This is a genomic window from Streptomyces profundus (assembly GCF_020740535.1).
Classification (GTDB): Bacteria; Actinomycetota; Actinomycetes; order Streptomycetales; family Streptomycetaceae; genus Streptomyces; species Streptomyces profundus.
This window is the reverse complement of sequence record NZ_CP082362.1, coordinates 928,916-950,207: the sequence shown is the minus strand read 5'-3', so window position 1 is coordinate 950,207 and position 21,292 is coordinate 928,916. Positions and strand designations below refer to the sequence as shown.

The following is a 21,292-nucleotide window of genomic DNA, read 5'->3' as shown; positions in this document are numbered from 1 at the left end:
CCGTTCATCCCGTTCATCCCGCTGATGATCCGGACATGAACGAGGTGGTCGGCCGTGACGACCTGCTGCTGCTCACGCTCGACACGCTCCGGTACGACGTGGCCCGGGAGTTGGCCGCCGAGGGGCGCCTGCCGCACCTGGCCGCCCATCTGCCGGGCGGCGTCTGGGAGGAGCGGCACGCGCCCGGCAACTTCACCTACGCCTCGCACCAGGCCATCTTCGCCGGCTTCCTGCCCACGCCGGCCGCTCCCGGACGCCACGCGCGCCTCTTCGCCGCCAGGTTCGGCGGCAGCGAGACCACCGCCGGCCGCACCTTCGTCTTCGACGCCCCCGACCTGGTGACGGCGCTCGCCGACCGGGGCTACCACACCGTCTGTGTCGGCGGCGTCGGCTTCTTCAACAAGCGGGGTGCCCTCGGCAGCGTCCTGCCCGGACTGTTCCGGGAGAGCCACTGGGAGCCGGAGTTCTCCGTCGCTTCCCCCACCTCCTTCGAGGCGCAGATCGCCCGCGTCGAGCGGATCGTCGCCGAACTGCCGGCCGAGCGGCGGCTGTTCCTCTTCCTCAACGTCTCGGCGCTGCATCAGCCCAACTGGTTCCACCTGCCGGGCGCCACCCGGGAGGCGGGCGACAGCCTGGCCAGCCACGCGGCGGCCCTGGAGTACGTCGACCGCCAGGTGGGCCGCCTCTTCGACGCGATGCGCTCCCGTCGCCGCTGCTTCGCCATCGTCTGCTCCGACCACGGCACCGCCTACGGGGACGACGGCTACACCGGGCACCGCCTCGGCCACCCCTCGGTGTGGACCGTCCCCTACCGCCACTTCTTCCTGGAGCCACCCGCATGACCGTCGCCGCCGCGCCCACCCACCAGCTCCCCCGGCAACGCCCCTATCAGCACTACGTGTACGCCTACCCGCACAAGACCGCCTACCGGGCGCTCCCCGACCGGCCCCGGCTCGCCGACCTGTGGGCCGGGGAGTCCAGGCGGGCGCTCTCGCTGTACGCGCACATACCGTTCTGCGAGGTGCGCTGCGGCTTCTGCAACCTGTTCACCCGGGTCGGCGCGCCCGACGGGCTGACCGGCCGCTACCTCGACGCCCTGGAGCGGCAGGCCGTCGCGGTGCGCGAGGCGCTCGGCGACGGCGAGCCGCTCCGGTTCTCCAACGCCGCGTTCGGCGGCGGCACCCCCACCTTCCTGACGGCCGACGAACTGTCCCGGCTCTGCGACATCGCCGAACAGCGCATGGGCGCCGATCTGCGGACGATCCCGCTGTCGGTCGAGGCGTCCCCGGCCACCGCGACGGCCGACCGGCTCGCCGTCCTCGCCGAGCGCGGCGCCACCCGGCTCAGCCTCGGCGTGCAGAGCTTTGTCGACAGCGAGGCGCGGGCCGCCGTCCGCCCACAGCGGCGGGCCGACGTCGAGTCGGCCATCGGCCGGATCCGCGACGCCCGCATCCCCGTCCTGAACATCGACCTGATCTACGGCATCGACGGTCAGACGGCGGCCAGTTGGCGCCACTCCCTGGACGCCGCCCTGGCCTGGCGGCCCGAGGAGATCTACCTCTACCCGCTCTATGTCCGCCCGTTGACCGGCCTCGGCCGCCACCCCGACCGGCTCGCCGCCGACCTCGCCTGGGACGAGACCCGGCTGCGCCGTTACTGCGAGGGCCGGGACCATCTGCTGGCCCACGGCTACCAACAGGCGTCGATGCGGATGTTCCGTCGCGTCGACGCGCCCGCCCAGGGCCCCGACGACTACGCCTGCCAGACCGACGGCATGATCGGTCTCGGCTGCGGCGCCCGCTCCTACACCTCCACGCTGCACTACTCCTTCGACTACGCGGTCGACATGCGGGAGATCCGAGGCATCATCGACGCCTACACCGCCACCGAGGACTTCAGCCGCGCCGAGCACGGCCGCGCCGTCGACGCCGGCGAGGCCAGACGCCGCCATCTGCTCCAGTCCCTGCTCCAGGCCGAAGGACTCGCCGTCGACGACTACCGCGCCCGGTTCGGCTCCGACCCGCACCAGGACTTCCCCGCCGAGCTGGCGGCGGTGGCCGCCCTGGGCTGGCTGGCCGGCGACGCCCCGGGGCTGCTGCGCCTCTCGCCCGAAGGGCTGGCCCACTCGGACGCCGTCGGCCCCGTCTTCTTCTCGCCCGAAGTGCGCGCGGCGATGGCCGCCCACGAGCCGAGGTGACGCCGTGCACCTGACCATCCTCTACCGGGGCCCGCTCGCCTCCTGCGATCTCGACTGCCCCTACTGCCCGTTCGCCAAGCGGCGGGACAGCGCCGAGCAGCTCCGCACGGACCGGGCCGCCCTGGAGCGGTTCACCAGCTGGGTCGCCACCGAGCCCGAGGAACGCCTCTCGCTCCTCTTCACCCCCTGGGGCGAGGGCCTGACCCGATCCTGGTACCGCCGCGCCCTCGTCGACCTCTCGCACCAGCCGCATGTGGCGCGGGTCGCCATCCAGACCAACCTCAGCTGCCGCACCGACTGGCTGGCCGACGCCGACCCCGACACCCTCGCCCTGTGGTGCACCTACCACCCGGGACAGACGCCCTACGACCGCTTCCTCACCAAGACCCGCCGCCTGGCCGAGCTGGGCATCCGGTTCAGCGTCGGCGTCGTCGGCCTCCCCGAACACCTCGCCCCCGCACGCCGGTTGCGCGCCGAACTGCCGCCGCCGGTCTACCTCTGGGTGAACGCGGCCGAGGGCCACCGCTACGCCGACGACGAGGCCGACGCGTGGACGGCGCTCGATCCGCTCTTCCCGTTCAGCCGCAACCCGCACCGCTCCGCCGGCCGCGCCTGCCGCACCGGCGACACCGTGATCTCCGTGGACGGCGAAGGCACGGTCCGCCGCTGCCACTTCGTCCCCGCCGAGCTCGGCAACCTCTACGACGGCTCCTACCGCGCCGCCCTCGCGCCCAGGGCCTGCCCGCTGGCCGTCTGCGACTGCCACATCGGCTATGTCCATCTGGAGACCCTGCCGCTGTACGACGCGTTCGCCGGCGGGGTGCTGGAACGCGTCCCCACGCCCGCCGCCCGCGCCGCGCCGCCCCCCGTCCCCGACCCGCTCGCGATCCGGCGACTACCGTGAGTGCGATGGAACGCCCTGACCCGCGCGAGGCGGGACCGTCCCGGCCCTGGGTGCTGCTCTCCTGCGCGGCCTCCCTCGACGGCTTCATCGACGACGCCACGGACCGGCGGCTGATCCTCTCCCACGCCGCCGATCTGGACCGGGTGGACGCCGAACGGGCCGCGTCCGACGCGATCCTGGTCGGCGCCGGCACCGTGCGCGCCGACAACCCCCGGCTGCTGGTGCGGGCCGCCGAACGGCGCGCCGCGCGGGTCGCCGCCGGCCGGCCGGCCGACCCGCTCCGCGTCGTCCTCACCACCGGCGGCCGGCTCGACCCCGCCGCCCGGATCTTCACCGAGGGCGAGCGCCCCCCGCTGGTGTACTGCCCGCCCGCCCGCGCCGCCGCCACGGCGGCCCGCCTCGGCGAAGCGGCCACGGTGATCCCCGCGGGGGATCCGCTCCACCCGCGCGAGATCGTGGCCGATCTGGCGCGGCGCGGGGTGCGCCGGCTCATGGTGGAGGGCGGCGGCGCGATCCACGGCGCCTTCCTGGCCGCCGATCTGGTCGACGAACTCCAGCTGGTCATCGCCCCGTTCCTGCTGGGCACCACGGGCGCCGCCCGCTTCCCCAGGCCCGCCGCGTTCCCCCAGGGCCCCGCGCGGCCGATGCGGTTGGCCGAGGCCAGGCCCATGGGCGATCATGTCCTGTTGCGCTACCTCCCGGATGCCCAGGACGGAAGGGACTGACGATGCCGGAACGCCCGGAACGCCGTGCACAGCCCGGCGCGAGCGAACGGTCGCACTGGCTGCGGGAGGCCATCGCGCTCGCCGGCCGCTGCCCGCCCAGCGCCACCGCCTTCGCCGTCGGCGCCGTGATCGTCGGCGTCGACGGGCAGCCGCTCGCCACCGGGTACTCCCGGGAGGCCGATCCGAAGGAGCACGCCGAGGAGGCCGCGCTGCGCAAGCTGCCCCCGGCCGATCCCAGGCTGCGCACCGCCACGCTCTACAGCTCGCTCGAACCCTGCGGGGAACGCGCCTCCCGCCCCACGACCTGCGCCGAGCTGATCATCGCCGCCGGCATCCCCCAGGTGGTGTACGCCTGGCGCGAGCCACCGCTCTTCGTCGAACGCGCGGGCGCGGCGCGGCTGACCGCCGCCGGCGTCCACGTCGTCGAACACCCCGAACTCGCCGCACCTGCCCGGGAGATCAACCGCGCACTGCTGGACGGCCGGGGCTGAGCGAAGCGGGCGCCACGCGCCCCTACCGCGCCCGGGAGCGCGGAACGCCCCGGTGCGGCACCCGAGACGGGTGGCGCACCGGGGCGCCGTGGCGGTCGCCCGGCCAGGGCCCGGCAGCGGTCAGCGGACGGGGGTGAAGTCCCTGGCGCCGATGAACTCCGGTCGGGGAACGGGCGCGGCGAACGGCTCGACCGCCGCGTTCTCCACACTGTTGAACACGATGAACACGTTGCTGCGCGGGTACGGGGTGATGTTGTCGCCCGAGCCGTGCATGCAGTTGCAGTCGAACCAGGTGGCCGAACCGGCCCTGCCGGTGAACAGCCTGATGCCGTGCCGATCGGCGAAACCGGTCAGCGCCTCGTCCGATGGGGTGCCCGCGTCCTGCATCTGGAGGGACTTCTTGTAGTTGTCCCTGGGCGTCTCACCCGCGCAGCCCAGGAACGTCAGATGCGAACCCGGCATGATCATCAACCCGCCGTTGGTGTCCAGGTTCTCGGTGAGCGCGATGGAGACCGAGACCGTCCGCATCCGGGGCAGCCCGTCCTCCGCGTGCCAGGTCTCGAAGTCCGAGTGCCAGTAGAACCCGGTGGCGCCGAAGCCCGGCTTGACGTTGATCCGGCTCTGGTGGACATAGACGTCCGAGCCCAGGATCTGTCGGGCGCGGCCCACCACCCGTGGGTCGCGGACGAGTTCGGCGAAGACCTGGCTGATCTTGTGCACCTCGAACACCGACCTGGTCTCACCGGAAGCCGGTTCCACGATGGAACGCGCGTCCGCGCGCACCTGCGGGTCGGTGACCAGCCGATCCAGTTCGGACCGGTAGCGCGCGACCTCGTCGTCGGTGATCAACTGATCGATGGTGGCGAAGCCGTCCCGTTCGAAGCCCCCCAGCTGCTCGCCGGTGAACGGGCCCTCCGCGCCCGGCTCGGACCACACCACCGGGTCCTGCCGGGGGGTGGCCACCTCGGTGGTGCCGCGGGTGGGGTAGAGGTCGGCGGTGCGTTCGGGTGCGGTGGTCATTTTGCTCCCTTCTTCTCGGTCACGCCTCGGTCAGCAGCGGGTAGACGCCGTTCTCGTCGTGGTCCTCCCGCCCGGTGACCGGGGGATTGAAGACGCACATCACGCGAAAGTCCGTCCTGGGACGCACGGTGTGCTTCTCGTGTCCGTTCAGCAGGTACATCGTTCCGGGCTTGATCAGATGCTTCTCACCGGTCTCGTCGTTGGTGAGCTCGGCCTCACCCTCGACGCAGAACACCGCCTCGATGTGGTTGGCGTACCACATCGAGGTCTCGGTACCGGCGTAGAGCACGGTCTCGTGCAACGAGAAGCCGACGCCTTCCTTGGCGAGCACGATGCGCTTGCTGCGCCAGGTGCCGGAGGCTGACTCCACGTCCCGGTCGGTTCCCTCGATGTCGCTGAGCGATCGGACGATCACGTCGGTGTGTTTCCTCTCCATGCGTACGCCAAGGCGCACTTCACTGTCTACTGCTCTGCCAACTCATCTTTTGTTGTCGGACCGAAGGGGTGGCTCGGCTGGGTGTCAGTCGGTCTCCCGGACGGCCCGGGTCAGTACCCGCAGCCCCTCGTCCAGCTCCTCGGGCGTGGCGGTCAGCGCGGGGAGCAGCTTCACGACCTCGCTCTGCGGACCCGAGGTCTCGACCAACATGCCCAGTTCGAAGGCGCGCTGGCAGACCCGGCGGGCGCGGTCGGCCTCCTCGAAGGAGAGACCCCAGACCAGGCCACGGCCCCGGTAGCTGGCGCCGGCGTGGGCGTGCTCGACGGTCAGCGCGCGCAGCGCCGTCTCGATCTGCTCGCCCCGGCTCAGGGTCTGCTTCTCCATCTGCCCGTCCGCCCAGTAGGTGTTGAGCGTGGCCGACGCGGTGACGAAGGCGGGGTTGTTGCCGCGGAAGGTCCCGTTGTGCTCGCCCGGCTCCCACACGTCCAGCTCGGGCCGGAACAGCGTGAGGGAGAGCGGCAGGCCGTAGCCGCTGATGGACTTGGAGACCGTGATGATGTCCGGGGTGATCCCGGAGTCCTCGAACGAGAAGAACGCGCCGGTCCGGCCGCAGCCCATCTGGATGTCGTCGACGATCAGCAGCATGTCGTGGCGCTCGCAGAGGTCGGCGAGGCCGCGCAGCCACTCGGGCCTGGCCACGTTGACGCCGCCCTCGCCCTGGACCGTCTCCACGATCACGGCGGCCGGCTGGTTGAGCCCCGAGCCCGCGTCCTCCAGCAGCCGCTCGAACCAGATGAAGTCGGGCGTCCGGCCGTCCAGGTAGTCGTCGAACGGCATCGGCGTGCCGTGCACCAGCGGGATGCCGGCGCCGGCCCGCTTGAACGCGTTGCCGGTGACGGCCAGCGCGCCGAGCGACATGCCGTGGAACCCGTTGGTGAACGAGACGATGGACTCGCGGCCCTTGACCTTGCGGGCCAGCTTGAGGGCGGCCTCCACCGCGTTGGCGCCGGTCGGGCCGGGGAACATCACCTTGTGGTCCATGTCCCTGGGCACCAGCACCACATCGCGGAAGGTCTCCAGGAACGCCCGCTTGGCGGTGGTGGACATGTCCAGACCGTGGGTGATCCCGTCGCGCTCCAGGTAGTCGATCAGGGCGCGTTTCAGTACGGGGTTGTTGTGGCCGTAGTTGAGGGAGCCGGCGCCCATGAAGAAGTCGAGGTAGGTGTGGCCGTCCTCGTCGTAGAGGTAGCTGCCCCGCGAGCGGTCGAAGATGGTCGGCCAGTTGCGGCAGTAGCTGCGCACCTCGGACTCCAGGGTCTCGAAGATGCTCAGGTCGGGCTGGGTGATGGTCACAGCGGATCTCCAGGTTTCGCGAAGAGAGGTCGTCGGGTCAGCGCGCGGTGGCGGCGACTTCGGGGACGGCGGGAAGGGCCACGGGGCCGATCCGGTACAGCACTTCGGGCTGGTGGCCGCTCTCGGGGAACACCTCGGTGTCGAAGAGCACCTCACGGCGCACATCGGCGCCGTGCCGTGCGGCGAAGGCGGCGAACAGCCGGTTGGAGGCGGTGTTGTCCGGTGTGACGGTGGTTTCGATGGTGGTCACCCCCAGCTCCTCGCCCGTCCGGTGGACGAGGGCGTTCAGCATCGCGGCGGCGAGGCCGCGTCCCCGCTGCGCGTGGTCGACGGCGACCTGCCAGATCAGCAGGGTCGTCGGGGCGTCGGGGCGGAGATATCCCGTGATGAAACCGACCGGCTCGCCCGACGTGTCTCTGGCCACGATAGAGGTGCTCGCGTAGTCGCGGCACCACAGTAGGTAACTGTACGAAGAGTTCAGGTCAAGTGCGCGGGAGTCCTTCGCGATCCGCCAGAGGGATCCGCCGTCGGACAGTCGCGGCGTGTCGAGTCCAAGCCCTTCCGGTACTTCCACTGTTCCAGGTATTTCCACGTTATCGACGGCACGTGCATGGTCTGCTTGTGCGGGGGTCATGCGAATCGAATTTACCCAGCATGGGTTGAAATTGCATCGCCGAGAGGGCTTAACAGGGGCCGGTGGGGTGTGTTATCGCGCGCGCAGGGGCCTGCGCGCTGAGCGCCGGCGAAAAGCGGGAGTTTGTCCGTTAGTTACCGGACAAAAAGGGCACACCCATGACCTTGGTCACATGTTAGTAACGACGATGTGACCCGACTGACCCGGTGGTGTGACGTTGCTGCGACTGCGGCATGAAGCGGTTTAGGGATCGGAAAAGCGGGCAGAAGCGGCCTGTGTTCCCGCTCCGATAAAGCCTCGGAAACGCCACCCGGAATTCTCGTCGAAGATTCCGGAACGTATGTGGCGCGAGTGCGCGGAGAGAAGGGGAAAAGGATTATCGGGCCCGCTGTGGACGAGCACCAGCCGTGCTGCTCCGATCAGTTGAATCCACCACGCGCCGTGACGGGTCCCGCCGGCCCCTCGCCCGTCACGCGGTAGCGGTCCAGTTCCGGATCCCGCGGCCCGCCGTCGTGGTCGTACTGCCCGGCGAAGACGTGCCGCCCCGGCGGCACCTCGGCCCCGGTCCGCAGTTCCCAACGGAAGACCAGGTCGCCGCCCTCGTTGGCGGCGGAGAGCGTGAAGTCGTTCCCCGGCAGGGTGCGCCACCCCCCGGTGGGCCGCATCCCCTCGTCGGCCACCACCCGCAGCTCCACCGTCAGTGAGGTCAGTGCCTGGCTGGTTTCCACCGTGACATTGCTCTGCGACCAGTAGGGGTTGCTGCCCGGGTCCACCTCGCCCGACGAGGCGAGCGCCGGCTCTCCCGCGCCCGCCGGATCGGCGCCCCGCCCGTCGTCGCGCAGCCAGCCGGCCGTCAACAGCGCGAGGCCGAGCACGCACCCCAGCGCCAGCACGGCGCCGGCCACCCGCAGCCGGGGGCGGCGCGCCGGCCGTGGCGGCTCGTCCGCCGGGTGGGCGGCCATCCCGTGCTGCACGCGTGCCAGCATCCGCGCCCGGTCGGGACGGTGCTCGACGGAGGCGGCGCGCAGCAGCTCCCTGGTGTCGGGGCGGTTGGCCATCGGATTCCTCTTCGTGGTCGGGCTTCTCCGCGGTCCTCGCGCCGCGTCGAGGCCGGGTGCGGACGCCGGCGGGCCTCGTTCACCAACCGCGACGCCCGGGTGGGCCGTTGGACAGCGCGCGCAGCATCTCCCCGGTGCCCCCCTCGGTGCGGGCCTGGGTCTCGCTCAGCAGCCGTTGCAGTTCGGCCAGCCCGCGCGAGGTCTGACTCTTCACGGTACCGACCGAGATGGCCAGGGCCCGTGCGGTCTCCCGCTCGGAGAGGTCGAAGGCGTGCCGCAGCACCACACAGGCGCGCTTGCGGTAGGGCAGCCTGGCCAGCGCCGCTCGCACGTCGAGCACCGCCGGCACGTCGGGTCCCTGGGTGGTGCCGGTCTCCGCCGCGCGCGCCCAGAACAGCGCCACCCGCCGTCGTTCCCGCACCCGCGACCGGATCTGGGATCTGGCCAGATTGGCCACCACGCCCCGGGCGTAGGCCAGCGGATGATCGGCCGCCGCGACCCGGTCCCAGCGGTGCCAGATGGCCAGCAGCGCGTCCGCGGCCAGATCGTCCGCGCCCTCGCTGCCGCCGTCGCCTCCCAGCAACAGGTAGGCCAGTCGGGACAGTTCGGCATGGTGGCGCTCGAAGAAGGCGTGGAAGTCTTCGCTGGGGCTGGCCACGCCGGCCTCCTCGGGTTGCGGCTCTCCTGAAGTGGCTGTCGGCAGCGCTGTCTCGCCATGCGGTTCCGCAGTGCTGTCCCTCAGCGCTGTTCGACAGGTCGTGCGATGTTCGTATCCACGTTCAGCCCCGGCGGTTGGGAGCGTAGCAGGCGATCGGTAGGCTGCCGAGGCTCACGAACCGACCGGCTGCGGGAGTTTGCCACCATGACCGAAGGCCAGGTGTTCCATGTGGCGGGCCGGGTGCTGGCCGGCCGGGGAGCGGCGCTGGACGAGGGCGAGGTCCTGGACGGGATCTGGGTGATCGACGGACGGATCAGCCTCAGCCCGCCCGCCTCGACGCGCGAGGTGACCACCGTGCGCGGCTACGCGCTGCCCGGCCTGGTGGACGCCCACTGCCATGTCGGCCTCGGCCCCACCGGCGCCGTGGACGACGCGACCTCCGAGGCGCAGGCCGTCACCGAACGCGACGCCGGCGTCCTGCTGCTGCGCGACGCGGGCTCGGCCGCCGACACCCGCTGGATCGACGACCGCGACGATCTGCCCCGGATCATCAGGGCCGGCCGGCACATCGCCCGCCCGCGCCGCTACATCCGCAACTACGCGCACGAGGTCGAACCCGACCAACTCCCCGCGCTCGTCCGGCAGGAGGCCCGACGCGGCGACGGCTGGGTGAAGCTGGTCGGGGACTGGATCGACCGCGAACGCGGCGATCTGGCGCCCTGTTGGCCCGCCGACGCGCTGCGCGCCGCCATCGCCGCCGCCCACCGGGAGGGCGCGCGGGTCACCGCGCACTGCTTCGCCGAGGACTCGCTGCGCGATCTCGTCGAGGCCGGCGTCGACTGCGTCGAGCACGCCACCGGGCTCACCGAGGACACCATCCCGCTCTTCGCCGAGCGCGGCGTCGCCATCGTGCCGACGCTCGTCAACATCGACACCTTTCCGGCCCTCGCCGACGGCGGGGAGCGGCGCTATCCGGACTGGGCCGCGCACATGCGCCGGCTGCACGAGCGCCGCCACGCCACGGTCGGCGCCGCCTGGGACGCGGGCATCCCGGTCTTCGCCGGCACGGACGCCGGCGGCTCGCTGCCGCACGGGCTGATCGCCCGCGAGGTGGTCGAGTTGACCCGGGCCGGCCTCCCGCCGTCCGCCGCGCTCTCGGCCGCCACCTGGGCGGCCAGGGAGTGGCTCGGCCGCCCTGGGCTGACCGAGGGCGCCCCCGCCGACCTGGTCGTCTACGCCGCCGACCCACGCGCCGACCTCACCGAACTCGCCCGCCCTCGCGTGGTGTTGCTGCGTGGACGCCCGGTGGCCTGAGGCGCCAGCGCCCGGCTGGCTGTCCGTGCGCTGAACGCCTGTGCGGGCCCGCCTCCCCCGTATGGGTGAAGGAAGACGGGATCACCCCCGGGCACCCGTTTCAGCACCAAAGATGGCGTCGTCCCGGTCGCCGCCGTGCCGATGTCCCTTCCGCACGGCGGCGGCGTTCACCATCTCGTGGGGGTTCTCACCCGTGTACAACTCTGCCTTCCGGCGGCCCGTCTCCGCTGCCCTGGCGATCGCCGGCAGCGCCCTGCTGGCCGCCGCCGGCACCGTCCCTGCCAGCGCCGACGACGGCGCCGACCAGGAGCGATCGGGCTCGGCGAGCGCCACCGTGCTGCGCACGGCGCTGGATGTCTCGCTGTTGAACGGAGGCGTCTCCCTGCCGCTCTCCGTGGTGCTCAACGAGGTCGACGCGACCGCCGACGGCGAGAGCGCCGACGAGACGCTGCTCACCGCCACCCTCGACGGCGTCGACGGCGGCCAGCCGTTCGAGGTGCTGCGCGCCGACGTCGCCAGCTCGACCGCCGAGGTCGCGGACACGGCGGCGCACGCCGAGTCCTCCCTCACCAACGCCGCCGTCCAACTCCCGGGCCTGAGCGCCCTCCCGCTGCTCGAAGTGGACGTGGTCAGCGCCAGGGCGCACTGCGCCGTGGGCGAGGAGCCGGTCGCGGAGACCACCATGCCGGCGGTCGTCAGCGTTCTGGGCCGGGACGTGACCCTGGCGTCCGAGGGGACCACCGAGGTCGACGTGCCCGGCGTCGGCCAGGTCACCCTCAGCCTCTCGCAGCGCGACACGGACGCCACCTCGGCGGCGGCCACCGCCCTGGATCTGAGCGTCGAGGTCAACCCGCTCGACCTCAACGTGGCCACCGTCTCCGGGCAGGTGACGCTGGCCGAGGCGGCCTGTGTGACCCCGGCGGCCGAGGAGACCGCCGAGGAGCCGGAGCCCGAGGGCCCCGAGCCGCAGAGCTGGGACGAGCGGGACGAGCCCGCCACCGATCTGGCCGAGACCGGCGGCGGCTCCCAGACGCCCTATGTGATCGGCGGCGCGGCCGTGCTGCTGGGCCTGGGCGTCGGCACCGTGCTGATCGCCCGCCGCCGGATGGCCGCCGGCCGGAACGTCTGACGGGCCCTCACGGGGCCGCCGCCCCCTGAACCACCGGGCCCCTGAACCATCGGCCCCGGACCCGCGCTGGGCGGGTCCGGGGCCGATGCTGTCGGTGCCGGGGCGGCCGTGGTCAGACGGCGATGATCCAGATGCCGTAGCCGACGGCGGCGGCGCAGAGCGCGAAGGACAGGTAGCCGGCCGGCCGGGAGGAGCGCGTGCCGGCGCTGCTCGCCCGGATGCCCAGCGAGAACAGGCCGACCAACGCCAGGGTCAGCAGCACCGACACCAGAATGACCTGGCCCAGCACATCCCATTCGATGTTCATTGGGTTCCTCAGATTCCTCGGTTCCTCGGGTTCCTCCGCGCGCTTCGGCTAGGAGACGGTCGGCGTGGACCGGTCGGGGGCGGGCGCCGGAGCGGCCGTCGCCGAGGGTTCGGCCGGCGGATCGTCATCGGCCGGGGCGCCGGGCGCCGGGGCGCGGACGGAGATGATCACCGGCTCCGGCTCCCCGTTCGCTCCGGACGCCGAGCCGTTCACCTCGTTCGACACATCGGTGTCGTTCACGTCGTTCACGTCGTTCACCCGATCGGCGTCGGAGGCGGGGGCGCCGTCGTCGTTCACATTGGAGTGGTCGACGGGCTTGCGGCGCGACAGCATCCAGATCAGCGCGCTCGACGCCACCAGGAGCACCGCCACCACGGCCACGCCCCAGTCGCCGCGCTCGGCGATCACCGCGCCCAGCGCGCCGACCAGGGCGGCGGCCGGCAGCGTCAGCAGCCAGGCGGCCACCATCCGGGAGACCGTGTTCCAGCGCACCACACCGCCGCGCCGGCCGAGCCCCGAGCCGGTCACGGCGCCCGAGCAGACCTGGGTGGTGGAGAGCGCGAAGCCCATGTGGGAGGAGGCCAGGATGGTGGTCGCGGCGCTGGTCTGGGCGGCGAAGCCCTGGGGCGGCCTGATGTCGGTGAGGCCCTTGCCCATGGTGCGGATGATCCGCCAGCCGCCCAGGTAGGTGCCGAGCGCGATCGCCACGCCGGCCGAGGTGATCACCCACAGCGGCGGGTCGGAGTTGGGGGCCAGCGAACCGCCCGCGATCAGCGCCAGGGTCATCACGCCCATGGTCTTCTGCGCGTCGTTGGTGCCGTGTGCCAGCGAGACCAGGGCCGCGGACGCGATCTGTCCGGTCCTGTACCCCTTGGACATGGACTTCTCGTCGGTGCCTCTGGTGATCCGATACGTCAGCTTGGTCGCCAGCACCGCCGCGAAGCCGGCCACCAGCGGAGCGGCCACCGCGGGTATGACCACCTTGGTGATCACCGCGTCCCCGTTGATCCCGCCGAAGCCGACCGAGGCGGCGGTGGCCCCGATCAGGCCGCCGAAGAGCGCGTGGGACGAGCTGGAGGGGAGGCCGGCGAGCCAGGTGAGCAGGTTCCACAGGATGGCGCCGACCAGTCCGGCGAAGATCACTTCGGGCTTGATGCCCGCCTCCTCGTCGATGATGCCGCCGGAGATGGTTCTGGCCACCTCGACGGAGAGAAAGGCGCCGACGAGGTTGAGTATCGCCGACATCGCCACCGCGGGCTTGGGTTTCATCGCCCCGGTCGAGATGGTGGTGGCCATCGCGTTGGCCGTGTCGTGGAAGCCGTTGGTGAAGTCGAACGCCAAAGCCGTGACGATCACGATCGCGATCAACAGCGTGAAGTGTTCCATGTACCGGACAATCGTTCGGCGGGGTGGGGATCAAGCGCCGTTAACGTAGGGTGAATAGGTGAACGGAAGATGAATGAACGGCGGCGTAACGCTGTTGCTTCGCTCCTTTTTTGGACAGGTCGTCGGACACGTCTCCGCACAGGCCGTCGGGCAGGTTCCCGGGCGGCTCTCCCGGCCGGCGCCGCCCGGCACCCCGCCCCCTGGCGCGCCGCCTGGCGCGCGTTGGTGGCCGCCGCACGGCAGACGGTGGCCGACGGCCTGGTCGTCGGCACCTCGGGCAACCTCTCGGTCCGCGTCGGGGACGCGATCCTCGTCACCCCCAGCGGGGTGCCCTACGACCGGCTCCGCCCGGCCGATCTGCTGGCCGTCGACCTCCACGGCCGCCGGCTGGCCGGCGCCCTCGAACCCACCAGCGAACTGCCGCTGCACCTCGCGGTCTACCGCTCGACCGGGGCCCGCGCCGTGGTGCACACCCACGCCACCCACGCCACCGCGGTCTCCACGCTGGTGGACGAGGTGCCGCTGATCCACTACATGGCCGCCGCCATGGGCGGTCCGATCCGGGTCGCCGACTACGCCACCTACGGCTCACCCGAGTTGGCGGACGCGGCGCTGGCCGCGCTCGCCGACCGCAGCGCCTGCCTGCTGCGCAACCACGGCACCCTGGTCCACGGACGCGACCTGCGGCAGGCGATGGACCACACGGCGCAGCTGGAGTGGATGTGCCGGGTCTGGCTGGCCGCTGCGGCCATACCCGGGCGCGAGCCCACCCTGCTCACCCGGGACCAACTCGCCGAGGTGGCCGAACGCCTCCGCGACTACGGCAACCCCGGCAGGACCTGACGCCTCCCGGGCGACCCACCCGTTCCGGCGCGGTGCGGTGGCCGTCGCCCGTCTCCGCGCCCATGCTGGGGACCATGCGGCGGCGGATCACGGCGGCGGTGGCCGCCAGCACGGTGTTGGCGGTCGGTACCGGCCTGGCCACGGCCCTGGCGGGCCGTTGGGCCAGCGGCACGGCGCTGGGCGCGGCCAGGGGCGGCCGGCCGGCCGGCTTCGCCGGCATCCGGTTCGCGGTGCACGCCAGCACCGCCGACACCCTCACCCTCACCCGGTCCGCCCACGCGCTGCGGCCCGGCACCTACCGGCTCACCGGCCGCTCGGGCAGCGCGGTGATCGGACCACCGCTGGATGTGGCCAGCACCCCCGACACCGTGGTGCGGCAGCTGATCAGCGTCGGTCCCGGCCGGCTCCCGCCCGGCAGCTCCGTGGGGCTCACCCCGCAGCTGCACACCGGCACCCCGCGCTCCGCGCTCGGCATCGAGTACACCGACGTCGAACTGCCGCACGGCTCCGTCCGGCTGCCGGCCTGGCTGGTGCCGGGCCCCCGCGACACCTGGGTCATCGCGCTGCACGGCCTGGGCGCCACCCGCGAACTGCCGTTGAACGTGCTGCCCTTCCTCCAGGAGCTCCGCTTCCCCGTGCTGCTGCCCGGCTACCGGGGCGATCCCGGCGCACCCCGGCGCGCGGAACGGGCGTACCGGCTCGGCGCGGGGGAGTGGCGCGACGCCGAGGCCGCGCTGCGCTTCGCCGTGCGCGCCGGCGCGCGCCGGGTGGTGCTCTACGGCTGGTCCACCGGCGCGACCATGGCGCTGCACACCGCCACCCACTCGCCGCTGCACCAGCGTGTCGCCGGTCTTGTGCTGGACTCCCCGGTGCTGTGGCCCACCGCCACGCTGCGCGCCATGGCCGTGCGGCGCGGCGTGCCGGCCGTGCTCAGGCCCTGGGCCGTGGCCGCGGCCCAGCGCGGCGCCCCGGCCGGCCCGCCGCCGGTGCCACCGCCCGGCGAACGGGGCACACCGCCGCCGATGTTGCTGGTGCACGGTCCCGACGACACCATCGCGCCGTTCGCCGCCTCCCGCGAACTCGCCGGTCGGCACGAGCGGAACGTCGTCCTCCACACCGTCGCCCAGGCGCAGCACGCCGCGATGTGGAACGCCGATCCGGACGGCTACCAGGAGGCGCTGCGGCGTTTCCTCACGCCCCTGATGTGAGCCACCACCACCGCCGCGCGCGCCCCTCGGGCGCCCCCCTCATCTAGGCCGCTGTACGCGGGGTTTGGGCTTTGACGGTCCGAGCGGTGAAACTGCTCGGGTGACGTCCCGAACTCCGCGTGAGCCCCGGTTGCGACTCGTCCCGCAGACTCCCGCGCAACGAACGCAGGTTCAGCGCCGAACGGCCGAGCGCAGACGTAACCCCAGACCGCCCAAAGGCGTGTTGCCACCCGACCAGCTGGCCCGCCGGGCGAGGGGCCTGCTGGCCGACGCGGTCCGGGTGGCGCACTGGGCGCGCGGCGCCGGCGTCTCGCCCGAACAGGCCGGTGCCCCGGCGGCCGAGGAGCTCGGCATGAGCCCCGCCGAACTCCGCGAGAACTGGAGCCGCGCGCGCCTCGCTGGCCTGCTGGAGATCGACGGCGAGGTCGACGGCCGCCCCGGCGCCGTCCGCGCCGGCTGGCGGCTGCGCGCCTGGGAGCGCGACGACACGGCTGCGCTGCGCGGCTGGGTCGCGCTCTTCGACGCCTGGTGCCTGGCCAGGCCCGCCCCTTCGGACGCGGACCCGTCCCTGGTCACCGACATCGTGGCGGCCATGCCCCAACTGCTGTCCGTGATGCGGCTCTCCGAGGGGCCCGTCACCGCGGCCGGGCTGATCGACCTGATGCGCCGCCGGGTGGCCGAACTGCGCTCCGAACGCCCGGACGGCACCCCCGGCGAGACGCCGGTGCCGGAGGAGGACCAGGAGACCACGGCGGAACGGGTGCGGCTGCTGGGCTGGGCGCTGGACGCGCTCTCCGCCGTCGGCGCGCTCACCCTGCACGCCAAGGGCGACCGGCCGGCCCGCGCCCGGCTCACCGACCTGGGCAGCTGGGCGATGTGGACCAAGCTGGAACAGATCTGCGTCGCCGCGCAGAGCCCGGCGGGCAACATCGAGCAGTCCGCGGTGGCCATGCTGCGCGGCTGCGCGAACCTGACGCCTGGACCGGCCAGGGCCGAATACCGCGCCTGGCTGGCCGTGCGCCCCACCGCGCCCGCCGTCGACGAGCTGCTCGCCGCGGCCCGGGGGGAGGACGCGCTGATCAGGGGCCACGCCTTCCAGGCGCTGCGGGTGGTCGGCGCCCCGGCGCTGGACGCGGTGCGCGCGGTGGCCGACGAGCCGGTGCTCCGTCCCTACGTGCTGCTCTGGCTCGCCGACCACGAGGGGGGCGATCCCAGGGACGCCGCCGAGTCGCCGCTCGGCGTGCTCACCCGCGCCGAGGCCACCTGGCTCTGGGTCGACACCGCCTCGGCGGCCCAGGAGCACGGCGCCGAACGGCTGTTGCTCGACCATCTGGACACCGCTCCACAGCCGACCGTCGCCGAACTGGTGGACGAGATCCGAACCTGTGGCCATCCCCGCACGGTGCAGGTGCTGCTGGCGCTCTCGGCGGTCCACCCGGACCAGACCGTCGCGAAACGGGTGCGGCGCGCCGCGTTCCAGGTGCACACGGGAGGGGCGTGACGGCGGCGGTCCTGACGCTGTGCCCGGCCGCTCGGCCGGACGAAAACCCGTTGCCGCGCGCGGCTAGAATGGCCCGCATGGACATTCTGTTCCTCGTGCATTAGCGGGCGTAAGCGCTGATCCGACCCCTGCCCACACATTCCGCACCTGGAGTCTGTCCATGATCACCGCCACCGGCATCGAGTTGCGCGCCGGAGCCCGCGTCCTCATCGAACACGCGTCGTTCCGCATCGCCAGAGGCGACCGCATCGGCCTGGTCGGCCGCAACGGCGCCGGCAAGACCACCCTCACCAAGTGTCTGGCCGGCGAGGGCACCCCGGCCGGCGGCACCGTCACCAGCTCGGGCGAGGTCGGCTACCTCCCCCAGGACCCGCGCACCGGCGACCTCGACGTGCTGGCCCGTGACCGCATCCTCTCCGCCCGCGGCCTGGACACTGTCCTGCGCGGCATGCGGGAGAACGAGAACCGCATGGCCGGCGGCCAGGGCGCCACCCGCGAGCGGGCGATGCGCAAGTACGAGCGGCTGGAGACGGAGTTCCTCACCAAGGGCGGCTACGCCGCCGAGGCCGAGGCCGCCACCATCGCGGCCAGCCTCGGCCTCCCCGACCGGGTGCTCGGCCAGCCGCTGCACACCCTCTCCGGCGGCCAGCGGCGCCGGGTCGAGCTGGCCAGGATCCTCTTCTCCGACGCCGACGTGCTGCTCCTCGACGAGCCGACCAACCACCTCGACGCCGACTCGGTCGCCTGGCTGCGGGACTTCCTGAAGACCTACCGGGGCGGCCTGGTGGTCATCTCCCACGACATCGAGCTGGTCGAGACCGTCGTCAACAAGGTCTTCTACCTCGACGCCAACCGCGCCCAGATCGATGTCTACAACATGGGCTGGAAGCGGTACCAGGTGCAGCGCGAGGCCGACGAGAAGCGGCGCAAGCGGGAGCGCGCCAACGCCGAGAAGAAGGCCGCGGCGCTCAACTCCCAGGCGGACAAGATGCGCGCCAAGGCCACCAAGGCCGTCGCCGCGCAGAACATGGCCCGCCGCGCCGAACGCCTGCTCGCCGGCCTTGAGGAGCAGCGGCAGGACGACAAGGTCGCCAAGCTCCGCTTCCCCGATCCGGCGCCCTGCGGCAAGACCCCGCTCACCGCCGAGGGGCTGTCCAAGTCCTATGGCTCGCTGGAGATCTTCACGGATGTCTCGCTGGCCATCGACAAGGGTTCCCGCGTGGTGATCCTGGGCCTCAACGGCGCCGGCAAGACCACGCTCCTGCGGCTGCTCTCCGGCGTCGAGAAGCCCGACACCGGCCAGGTCACCCCGGGACACGGGCTCAAGCTCGGCTACTACGCGCAGGAGCACGAGACGCTCGACCCGAGCCGCACCGTGCTGGAGAACATGCGCAGCGCCGCCCCCGATCTCGATCTGGTGCAGGTGCGCAAGACGCTTGGCTCGTTCCTCTTCTCCGGCGACGACGTGGACAAGCCGGCCGGGGTGCTCTCCGGCGGCGAGAAGACCCGGCTGGCGCTGGCCACGCTCGTGGTGTCGTCGGCCAACGTGCTGCTCCTGGACGAGCCCACCAACAACCTCGACCCGGCCAGCCGCGAGGAGATCCTCGGCGCGCTGCGCAACTTCACCGGGGCCGTGGTGCTGGTCACCCACGACGAGGGCGCGGTCGACGCGCTCCAGCCGGAGCGGATCATCCTGCTCCCCGACGGCGTCGAGGACCTCTGGAGCGCCGACTACGCGGATCTGGTGGCGCTCGCCTGAGCGCGGCGGATCCACCGAATGTGATCACTCCCGGTGGATCATTCGGCCCATGGTTGATCATTCATCTGAGTGAGTGCGGTCGTAGCCCGGCGTGTCGAAGCGCCGGGCTCACCCTTGCCACCACCGACCTCCAGCGCCCGGCGGCGACCCGCGCTGACCTGCGCCTTCGCGCTCCGGTCCGGTGCCGGCCCACCCACCTCGCGGGAGCCCCGCCGATCCGTTTGTCGTACGGACCGCTACGAATGGGTGGCCAGGAAGCCGGATAGGGGTGATCATGAGAGTCCAGAGCGCACTTCGCATGAGGAGGCACGAGTGGCCGAGACTCTGAAGAAGGGCAGCCGGGTGACCGGCACCGCGCGCGAGAAGCTCGCGGCAGACCTGAAGCGGAAGTACGAGTCGGGTGCCAGCATCCGCGCGCTGGCCGAGGAGACCGGCAGGTCGTACGGCTTTGTGCATCGGATGCTGAGCGAGGCGGACGTCACCCTGCGCGGTCGTGGCGGCGCCACCCGAGGCAAGAAGTCCACCACCGCCTGACCACCACACCCCACCCGCATGGTCGGGCACCGGGGCCGGTCGTTACCCTGCGAGGCGGAACTACTGCCGAGTAACGAGCGGAGGCCCGATGAGCCTGCTCGACCGGGACGGTGTGCGTGTCACCGTCCACAACGCCGTGGCGACCGTCACGCTCACCAACGCCGAACGGCGCAACGCGCAGACCCCCGCGATGTGGCGGGCCCTCGCCGAAACCGGGCGAAGGCTGACCGGCGACATCAGGGTCGTCGTGCTGCGCGCCGAGGGAGTCTCCTTCTCCGCCGGCCTCGACCGACGTGCCCTCACCCCGGAGGGCATCGAAGGACAGCTCTCCCTCTTCGACCTGGCTCGCTACCCCGAAGCCGAGCTGGACGCCACCATCGCCGGCTACCAGGAGGCGTTCACCTGGTGGCGCCGCCCCGACCTGCTCTCCGTCGCCGAGGTGCGAGGCCATGCCATCGGCGCCGGCTTCCAGCTGGCCCTCGCCTGCGATCTGCGCGTCTGCGCCGAGGACGCGCAGTTCGCCATGCGCGAGACCAGCCTGGGCCTGGTCCCCGACCTGACCGGCACCCACCCGCTGGTCGAACTGGTCGGCTACGCCAGGGCCCTGGAGATCTGCGCCACCGGCCGCGCCGTGCGCGCCGCCGAGGCGGAGCGCATCGGGCTGGCCAACCTGGTCGTCCCCGGCGAGGAGCTGGCCGCGGCGACCGACGACCTGGCCGCCGCCCTGCTGGCCGCGCCCCGCGACGCGGTGATCGAGACCAAGGCCCTGCTGCGCGCCGCCACCCGCAACGACTACGACACCCAGCGCGCCGCCGAACGCGCCGCGCAGGGCCGCCGGCTGGCCGATCTGGTGGCCGAGAGCTGACCCGGCCGGTCAGGCGATCCCGGTGACCAGCACGGCCACCCGGGCGGGCCCCGGCGCCGGCCCGCCCGAGGAGGCCGCCGCCCTGGCCGCCGCGTCGCCGACCTCGGCCAGCACCGCCGGCAGCGCCCGCTCCCCTTCCACCACCAGCTGGAGCCGCACCAGTCGGGACGGCGGCTCGGCCTCGTCGGTCACCCGCACGGCGCCCAACCACCCGTCCAGGGCCGAGGACAGCTCCCGCACCCCGGCCACCCCCACCACCGCGTCGGTCACCGCGTCCGCGCCGGGGCCGCCCGAGCCGAACGCGTCGGGGGGCGAGGGCGGCTCGCGTCCGGGCGCCGTCGGCTCGGGCGCCGCCCCCAACAGCTCGGTCACCTCCACGTCCACGGCCACCAGATCGAGCCCCAGCCGCTCCCGCGCCACCCCGGCGAGGGTGGCACGCAGCCGTCGGACGAGCTCGGGCAGCGGCAGCGCGGGGTAGGCGGCGACGGCGGCGGTCATCCGCAGCGGCCCGGACGGCAGCGCGCCCGGCGGGCCCGGCACCGGCTCCGCGGGCTCCTGGGACTCCTGGGACTCCTGTGCGGCGGGGTCGGCCGGCGCCAGCCTCAGCTCGTCGAGCCGCGCCATCGGCAGCGCGACGTCGACCGCGCGGAGCAACGCCGCCCGCGCCGCCCGTTCCGTCAGCCAGTAGCCCCGGCCGGCCGTTCCGCCCAGCGGCAGCAGCCTGCCCAGGCCCAGCTGCCGCCGCACCGCGTCCAACACCCCGTCGCCGCCCATGCGTTCCCGCCTTCCGTCTAACCTGTCCGTACTCAACCGGCCGTGGGTGGGTACAGCATCCCCTAGGAGTCGGCGTCAGCCGGCCCAGGCGTGCCACCCGTTCGGGGGGCGCGCGAGAGGGCCGGAAGGGCGGCCGAGCATAGTGTGGCGAAGGAGCAGCGGGCGTGACTGCGGCTCGGAAAGGGGCGAAGGCACA

At 72.8% G+C, this 21,292-nt stretch carries 22 protein-coding genes; 13 read left to right on the top strand and 9 right to left on the bottom strand.

Annotated features, from left to right (window positions below; translation table 11 throughout):
- Positions 1–35 precede the first annotated feature (35 nt).
- Genes K4G22_RS04230 through K4G22_RS31605 form a run of 5 tightly spaced genes read left to right on the top strand, consistent with a single transcriptional unit; the run spans position 36 to position 4,317 of the window.
- Positions 36–842, top strand: coding sequence for an STM4013/SEN3800 family hydrolase (locus tag K4G22_RS04230; protein WP_228078310.1), 807 nt, complete (start codon positions 36–38; stop codon positions 840–842).
- Positions 839–2,197 carry an STM4012 family radical SAM protein gene (locus K4G22_RS04225; RefSeq protein ID WP_228078309.1) on the top strand — a complete coding sequence of 453 codons (1,359 nt, stop codon included), beginning with the start codon at positions 839–841 and terminating at the stop codon, positions 2,195–2,197. The genes K4G22_RS04230 and K4G22_RS04225 overlap by 4 nt, the downstream gene beginning before the upstream one ends.
- Before the next feature lie 4 nt (positions 2,198–2,201).
- Positions 2,202–3,101, top strand: a complete 900-nt coding sequence (locus K4G22_RS04220; protein WP_228078308.1) for an STM4011 family radical SAM protein — start codon at positions 2,202–2,204, stop codon at positions 3,099–3,101.
- A gap of 5 nt (positions 3,102–3,106) precedes the next feature.
- The gene (locus K4G22_RS31610) at positions 3,107–3,826 is read left to right on the top strand and encodes a RibD family protein (RefSeq protein WP_265590212.1); all 720 of its coding nucleotides are present in this window, start codon (positions 3,107–3,109) and stop codon (positions 3,824–3,826) included.
- Positions 3,827–3,828: 2 nt separating this feature from the next.
- Entirely contained in the window at positions 3,829–4,317 is a 489-nt protein-coding gene (locus K4G22_RS31605; protein ID WP_265590211.1) for a deaminase, read from the top strand.
- Positions 4,318–4,437: 120 nt separating this feature from the next.
- Here the strand turns inward: K4G22_RS31605 and thpD are convergent, their stop codons facing one another.
- From thpD to K4G22_RS04185, 6 genes are all read right to left on the bottom strand, one after another.
- Complete coding sequence (thpD, locus tag K4G22_RS04210; RefSeq protein ID WP_228078307.1) at positions 4,438–5,337, bottom strand: ectoine hydroxylase; 900 nt, start codon at positions 5,335–5,337, stop codon at positions 4,438–4,440.
- Between the two features lie 19 nt (positions 5,338–5,356).
- Positions 5,357–5,752 (bottom strand): ectoine synthase, encoded by a 396-nt coding sequence (locus tag K4G22_RS04205; protein WP_228083942.1) that lies wholly within the window; start codon positions 5,750–5,752, stop codon positions 5,357–5,359.
- Between the two features lie 105 nt (positions 5,753–5,857).
- Positions 5,858–7,126 (bottom strand): diaminobutyrate--2-oxoglutarate transaminase, encoded by a 1,269-nt coding sequence (ectB, locus tag K4G22_RS04200; RefSeq protein WP_228078306.1) that lies wholly within the window; start codon positions 7,124–7,126, stop codon positions 5,858–5,860.
- Positions 7,127–7,163: 37 nt separating this feature from the next.
- On the bottom strand, positions 7,164–7,760 hold the full coding sequence (gene ectA / locus K4G22_RS04195; protein ID WP_228078305.1) for a diaminobutyrate acetyltransferase: 597 nt from the start codon (positions 7,758–7,760) through the stop codon (positions 7,164–7,166).
- A 419-nt stretch (positions 7,761–8,179) separates the two neighbouring features.
- On the bottom strand, positions 8,180–8,818 hold the full coding sequence (locus K4G22_RS04190) for a hypothetical protein (RefSeq protein ID WP_228078304.1): 639 nt from the start codon (positions 8,816–8,818) through the stop codon (positions 8,180–8,182).
- A 79-nt stretch (positions 8,819–8,897) separates the two neighbouring features.
- Complete coding sequence (locus K4G22_RS04185) at positions 8,898–9,476, bottom strand: SigE family RNA polymerase sigma factor (protein WP_228078303.1); 579 nt, start codon at positions 9,474–9,476, stop codon at positions 8,898–8,900.
- Between the two features lie 204 nt (positions 9,477–9,680).
- On the opposite strand from K4G22_RS04185, the gene K4G22_RS04180 reads away from it, so the two are divergent.
- The gene (locus K4G22_RS04180) at positions 9,681–10,790 is read left to right on the top strand and encodes an amidohydrolase family protein (protein ID WP_228078302.1); all 1,110 of its coding nucleotides are present in this window, start codon (positions 9,681–9,683) and stop codon (positions 10,788–10,790) included.
- A 193-nt stretch (positions 10,791–10,983) separates the two neighbouring features.
- A complete protein-coding gene (locus K4G22_RS04175; protein WP_228078301.1) occupies positions 10,984–11,919 on the top strand; it encodes an SCO1860 family LAETG-anchored protein in 936 nt (311 codons plus the stop codon).
- 112 nt (positions 11,920–12,031) lie between these two features.
- Here the strand turns inward: K4G22_RS04175 and K4G22_RS04170 are convergent, their stop codons facing one another.
- Positions 12,032–12,226 carry a hypothetical protein gene (locus K4G22_RS04170; RefSeq protein ID WP_228078300.1) on the bottom strand — a complete coding sequence of 65 codons (195 nt, stop codon included), beginning with the start codon at positions 12,224–12,226 and terminating at the stop codon, positions 12,032–12,034.
- A gap of 48 nt (positions 12,227–12,274) precedes the next feature.
- Positions 12,275–13,612: an inorganic phosphate transporter gene (locus K4G22_RS04165; protein WP_228078299.1), complete on the bottom strand. Its 1,338-nt coding sequence runs from the start codon at positions 13,610–13,612 to the stop codon at positions 12,275–12,277.
- 69 nt (positions 13,613–13,681) lie between these two features.
- On the opposite strand from K4G22_RS04165, the gene K4G22_RS04160 reads away from it, so the two are divergent.
- The 6 genes from K4G22_RS04160 (at position 13,682) to K4G22_RS04135 (ending at position 20,322) form a co-directional block, all read left to right on the top strand.
- Positions 13,682–14,455: a class II aldolase/adducin family protein gene (locus tag K4G22_RS04160; RefSeq protein ID WP_425336598.1), complete on the top strand. Its 774-nt coding sequence runs from the start codon at positions 13,682–13,684 to the stop codon at positions 14,453–14,455.
- 74 nt (positions 14,456–14,529) lie between these two features.
- Positions 14,530–15,663 (top strand): alpha/beta hydrolase, encoded by a 1,134-nt coding sequence (locus tag K4G22_RS04155; RefSeq protein ID WP_228078297.1) that lies wholly within the window; start codon positions 14,530–14,532, stop codon positions 15,661–15,663.
- Positions 15,664–15,763: 100 nt separating this feature from the next.
- The gene (locus tag K4G22_RS04150) at positions 15,764–17,164 is read left to right on the top strand and encodes a hypothetical protein (RefSeq protein ID WP_228078296.1); all 1,401 of its coding nucleotides are present in this window, start codon (positions 15,764–15,766) and stop codon (positions 17,162–17,164) included.
- Between the two features lie 160 nt (positions 17,165–17,324).
- Positions 17,325–18,923 (top strand): ABC-F family ATP-binding cassette domain-containing protein, encoded by a 1,599-nt coding sequence (locus K4G22_RS04145; protein ID WP_228078295.1) that lies wholly within the window; start codon positions 17,325–17,327, stop codon positions 18,921–18,923.
- A 312-nt stretch (positions 18,924–19,235) separates the two neighbouring features.
- Positions 19,236–19,457: a helix-turn-helix domain-containing protein gene (locus tag K4G22_RS04140; RefSeq protein ID WP_062211015.1), complete on the top strand. Its 222-nt coding sequence runs from the start codon at positions 19,236–19,238 to the stop codon at positions 19,455–19,457.
- 88 nt (positions 19,458–19,545) lie between these two features.
- On the top strand, positions 19,546–20,322 hold the full coding sequence (locus tag K4G22_RS04135; RefSeq protein WP_228078294.1) for an enoyl-CoA hydratase/isomerase family protein: 777 nt from the start codon (positions 19,546–19,548) through the stop codon (positions 20,320–20,322).
- 9 nt (positions 20,323–20,331) lie between these two features.
- On the opposite strand, the gene K4G22_RS04130 is transcribed toward K4G22_RS04135, so the two are convergent.
- Entirely contained in the window at positions 20,332–21,096 is a 765-nt protein-coding gene (locus K4G22_RS04130) for a nucleopolyhedrovirus P10 family protein (protein ID WP_228078293.1), read from the bottom strand.
- Between the last annotated feature and the right edge of the window lie 196 nt (positions 21,097–21,292).

What these genes read in the sequence shown, in the direction of transcription:
- K4G22_RS04190 (WP_228078304.1), bottom strand. Translation starts at nt 8,818, where the DNA reads ATGGCCAACCGCCCCGACACCAGGGAGCTGCTGCGCGCCGCCTCCGTC.
- K4G22_RS04165 (WP_228078299.1), bottom strand. Translation starts at nt 13,612, where the DNA reads ATGGAACACTTCACGCTGTTGATCGCGATCGTGATCGTCACGGCTTTG.
- K4G22_RS04135 (WP_228078294.1), top strand. Translation starts at nt 19,546, where the DNA reads ATGAGCCTGCTCGACCGGGACGGTGTGCGTGTCACCGTCCACAACGCC.
- K4G22_RS04225 (WP_228078309.1), top strand. Translation starts at nt 839, where the DNA reads ATGACCGTCGCCGCCGCGCCCACCCACCAGCTCCCCCGGCAACGCCCC.
- K4G22_RS04230 (WP_228078310.1), top strand. Translation starts at nt 36, where the DNA reads ATGAACGAGGTGGTCGGCCGTGACGACCTGCTGCTGCTCACGCTCGAC.
- thpD (WP_228078307.1), bottom strand. Translation starts at nt 5,337, where the DNA reads ATGACCACCGCACCCGAACGCACCGCCGACCTCTACCCCACCCGCGGC.
- K4G22_RS31610 (WP_265590212.1), top strand. Translation starts at nt 3,107, where the DNA reads ATGGAACGCCCTGACCCGCGCGAGGCGGGACCGTCCCGGCCCTGGGTG.
- K4G22_RS04160 (WP_425336598.1), top strand. Translation starts at nt 13,682, where the DNA reads ATGAATGAACGGCGGCGTAACGCTGTTGCTTCGCTCCTTTTTTGGACA.
- ectA (WP_228078305.1), bottom strand. Translation starts at nt 7,760, where the DNA reads ATGACCCCCGCACAAGCAGACCATGCACGTGCCGTCGATAACGTGGAA.
- K4G22_RS04180 (WP_228078302.1), top strand. Translation starts at nt 9,681, where the DNA reads ATGACCGAAGGCCAGGTGTTCCATGTGGCGGGCCGGGTGCTGGCCGGC.
- K4G22_RS04145 (WP_228078295.1), top strand. Translation starts at nt 17,325, where the DNA reads ATGATCACCGCCACCGGCATCGAGTTGCGCGCCGGAGCCCGCGTCCTC.
- K4G22_RS04130 (WP_228078293.1), bottom strand. Translation starts at nt 21,096, where the DNA reads ATGGGCGGCGACGGGGTGTTGGACGCGGTGCGGCGGCAGCTGGGCCTG.
- K4G22_RS31605 (WP_265590211.1), top strand. Translation starts at nt 3,829, where the DNA reads ATGCCGGAACGCCCGGAACGCCGTGCACAGCCCGGCGCGAGCGAACGG.
- K4G22_RS04155 (WP_228078297.1), top strand. Translation starts at nt 14,530, where the DNA reads ATGCGGCGGCGGATCACGGCGGCGGTGGCCGCCAGCACGGTGTTGGCG.
- K4G22_RS04170 (WP_228078300.1), bottom strand. Translation starts at nt 12,226, where the DNA reads ATGAACATCGAATGGGATGTGCTGGGCCAGGTCATTCTGGTGTCGGTG.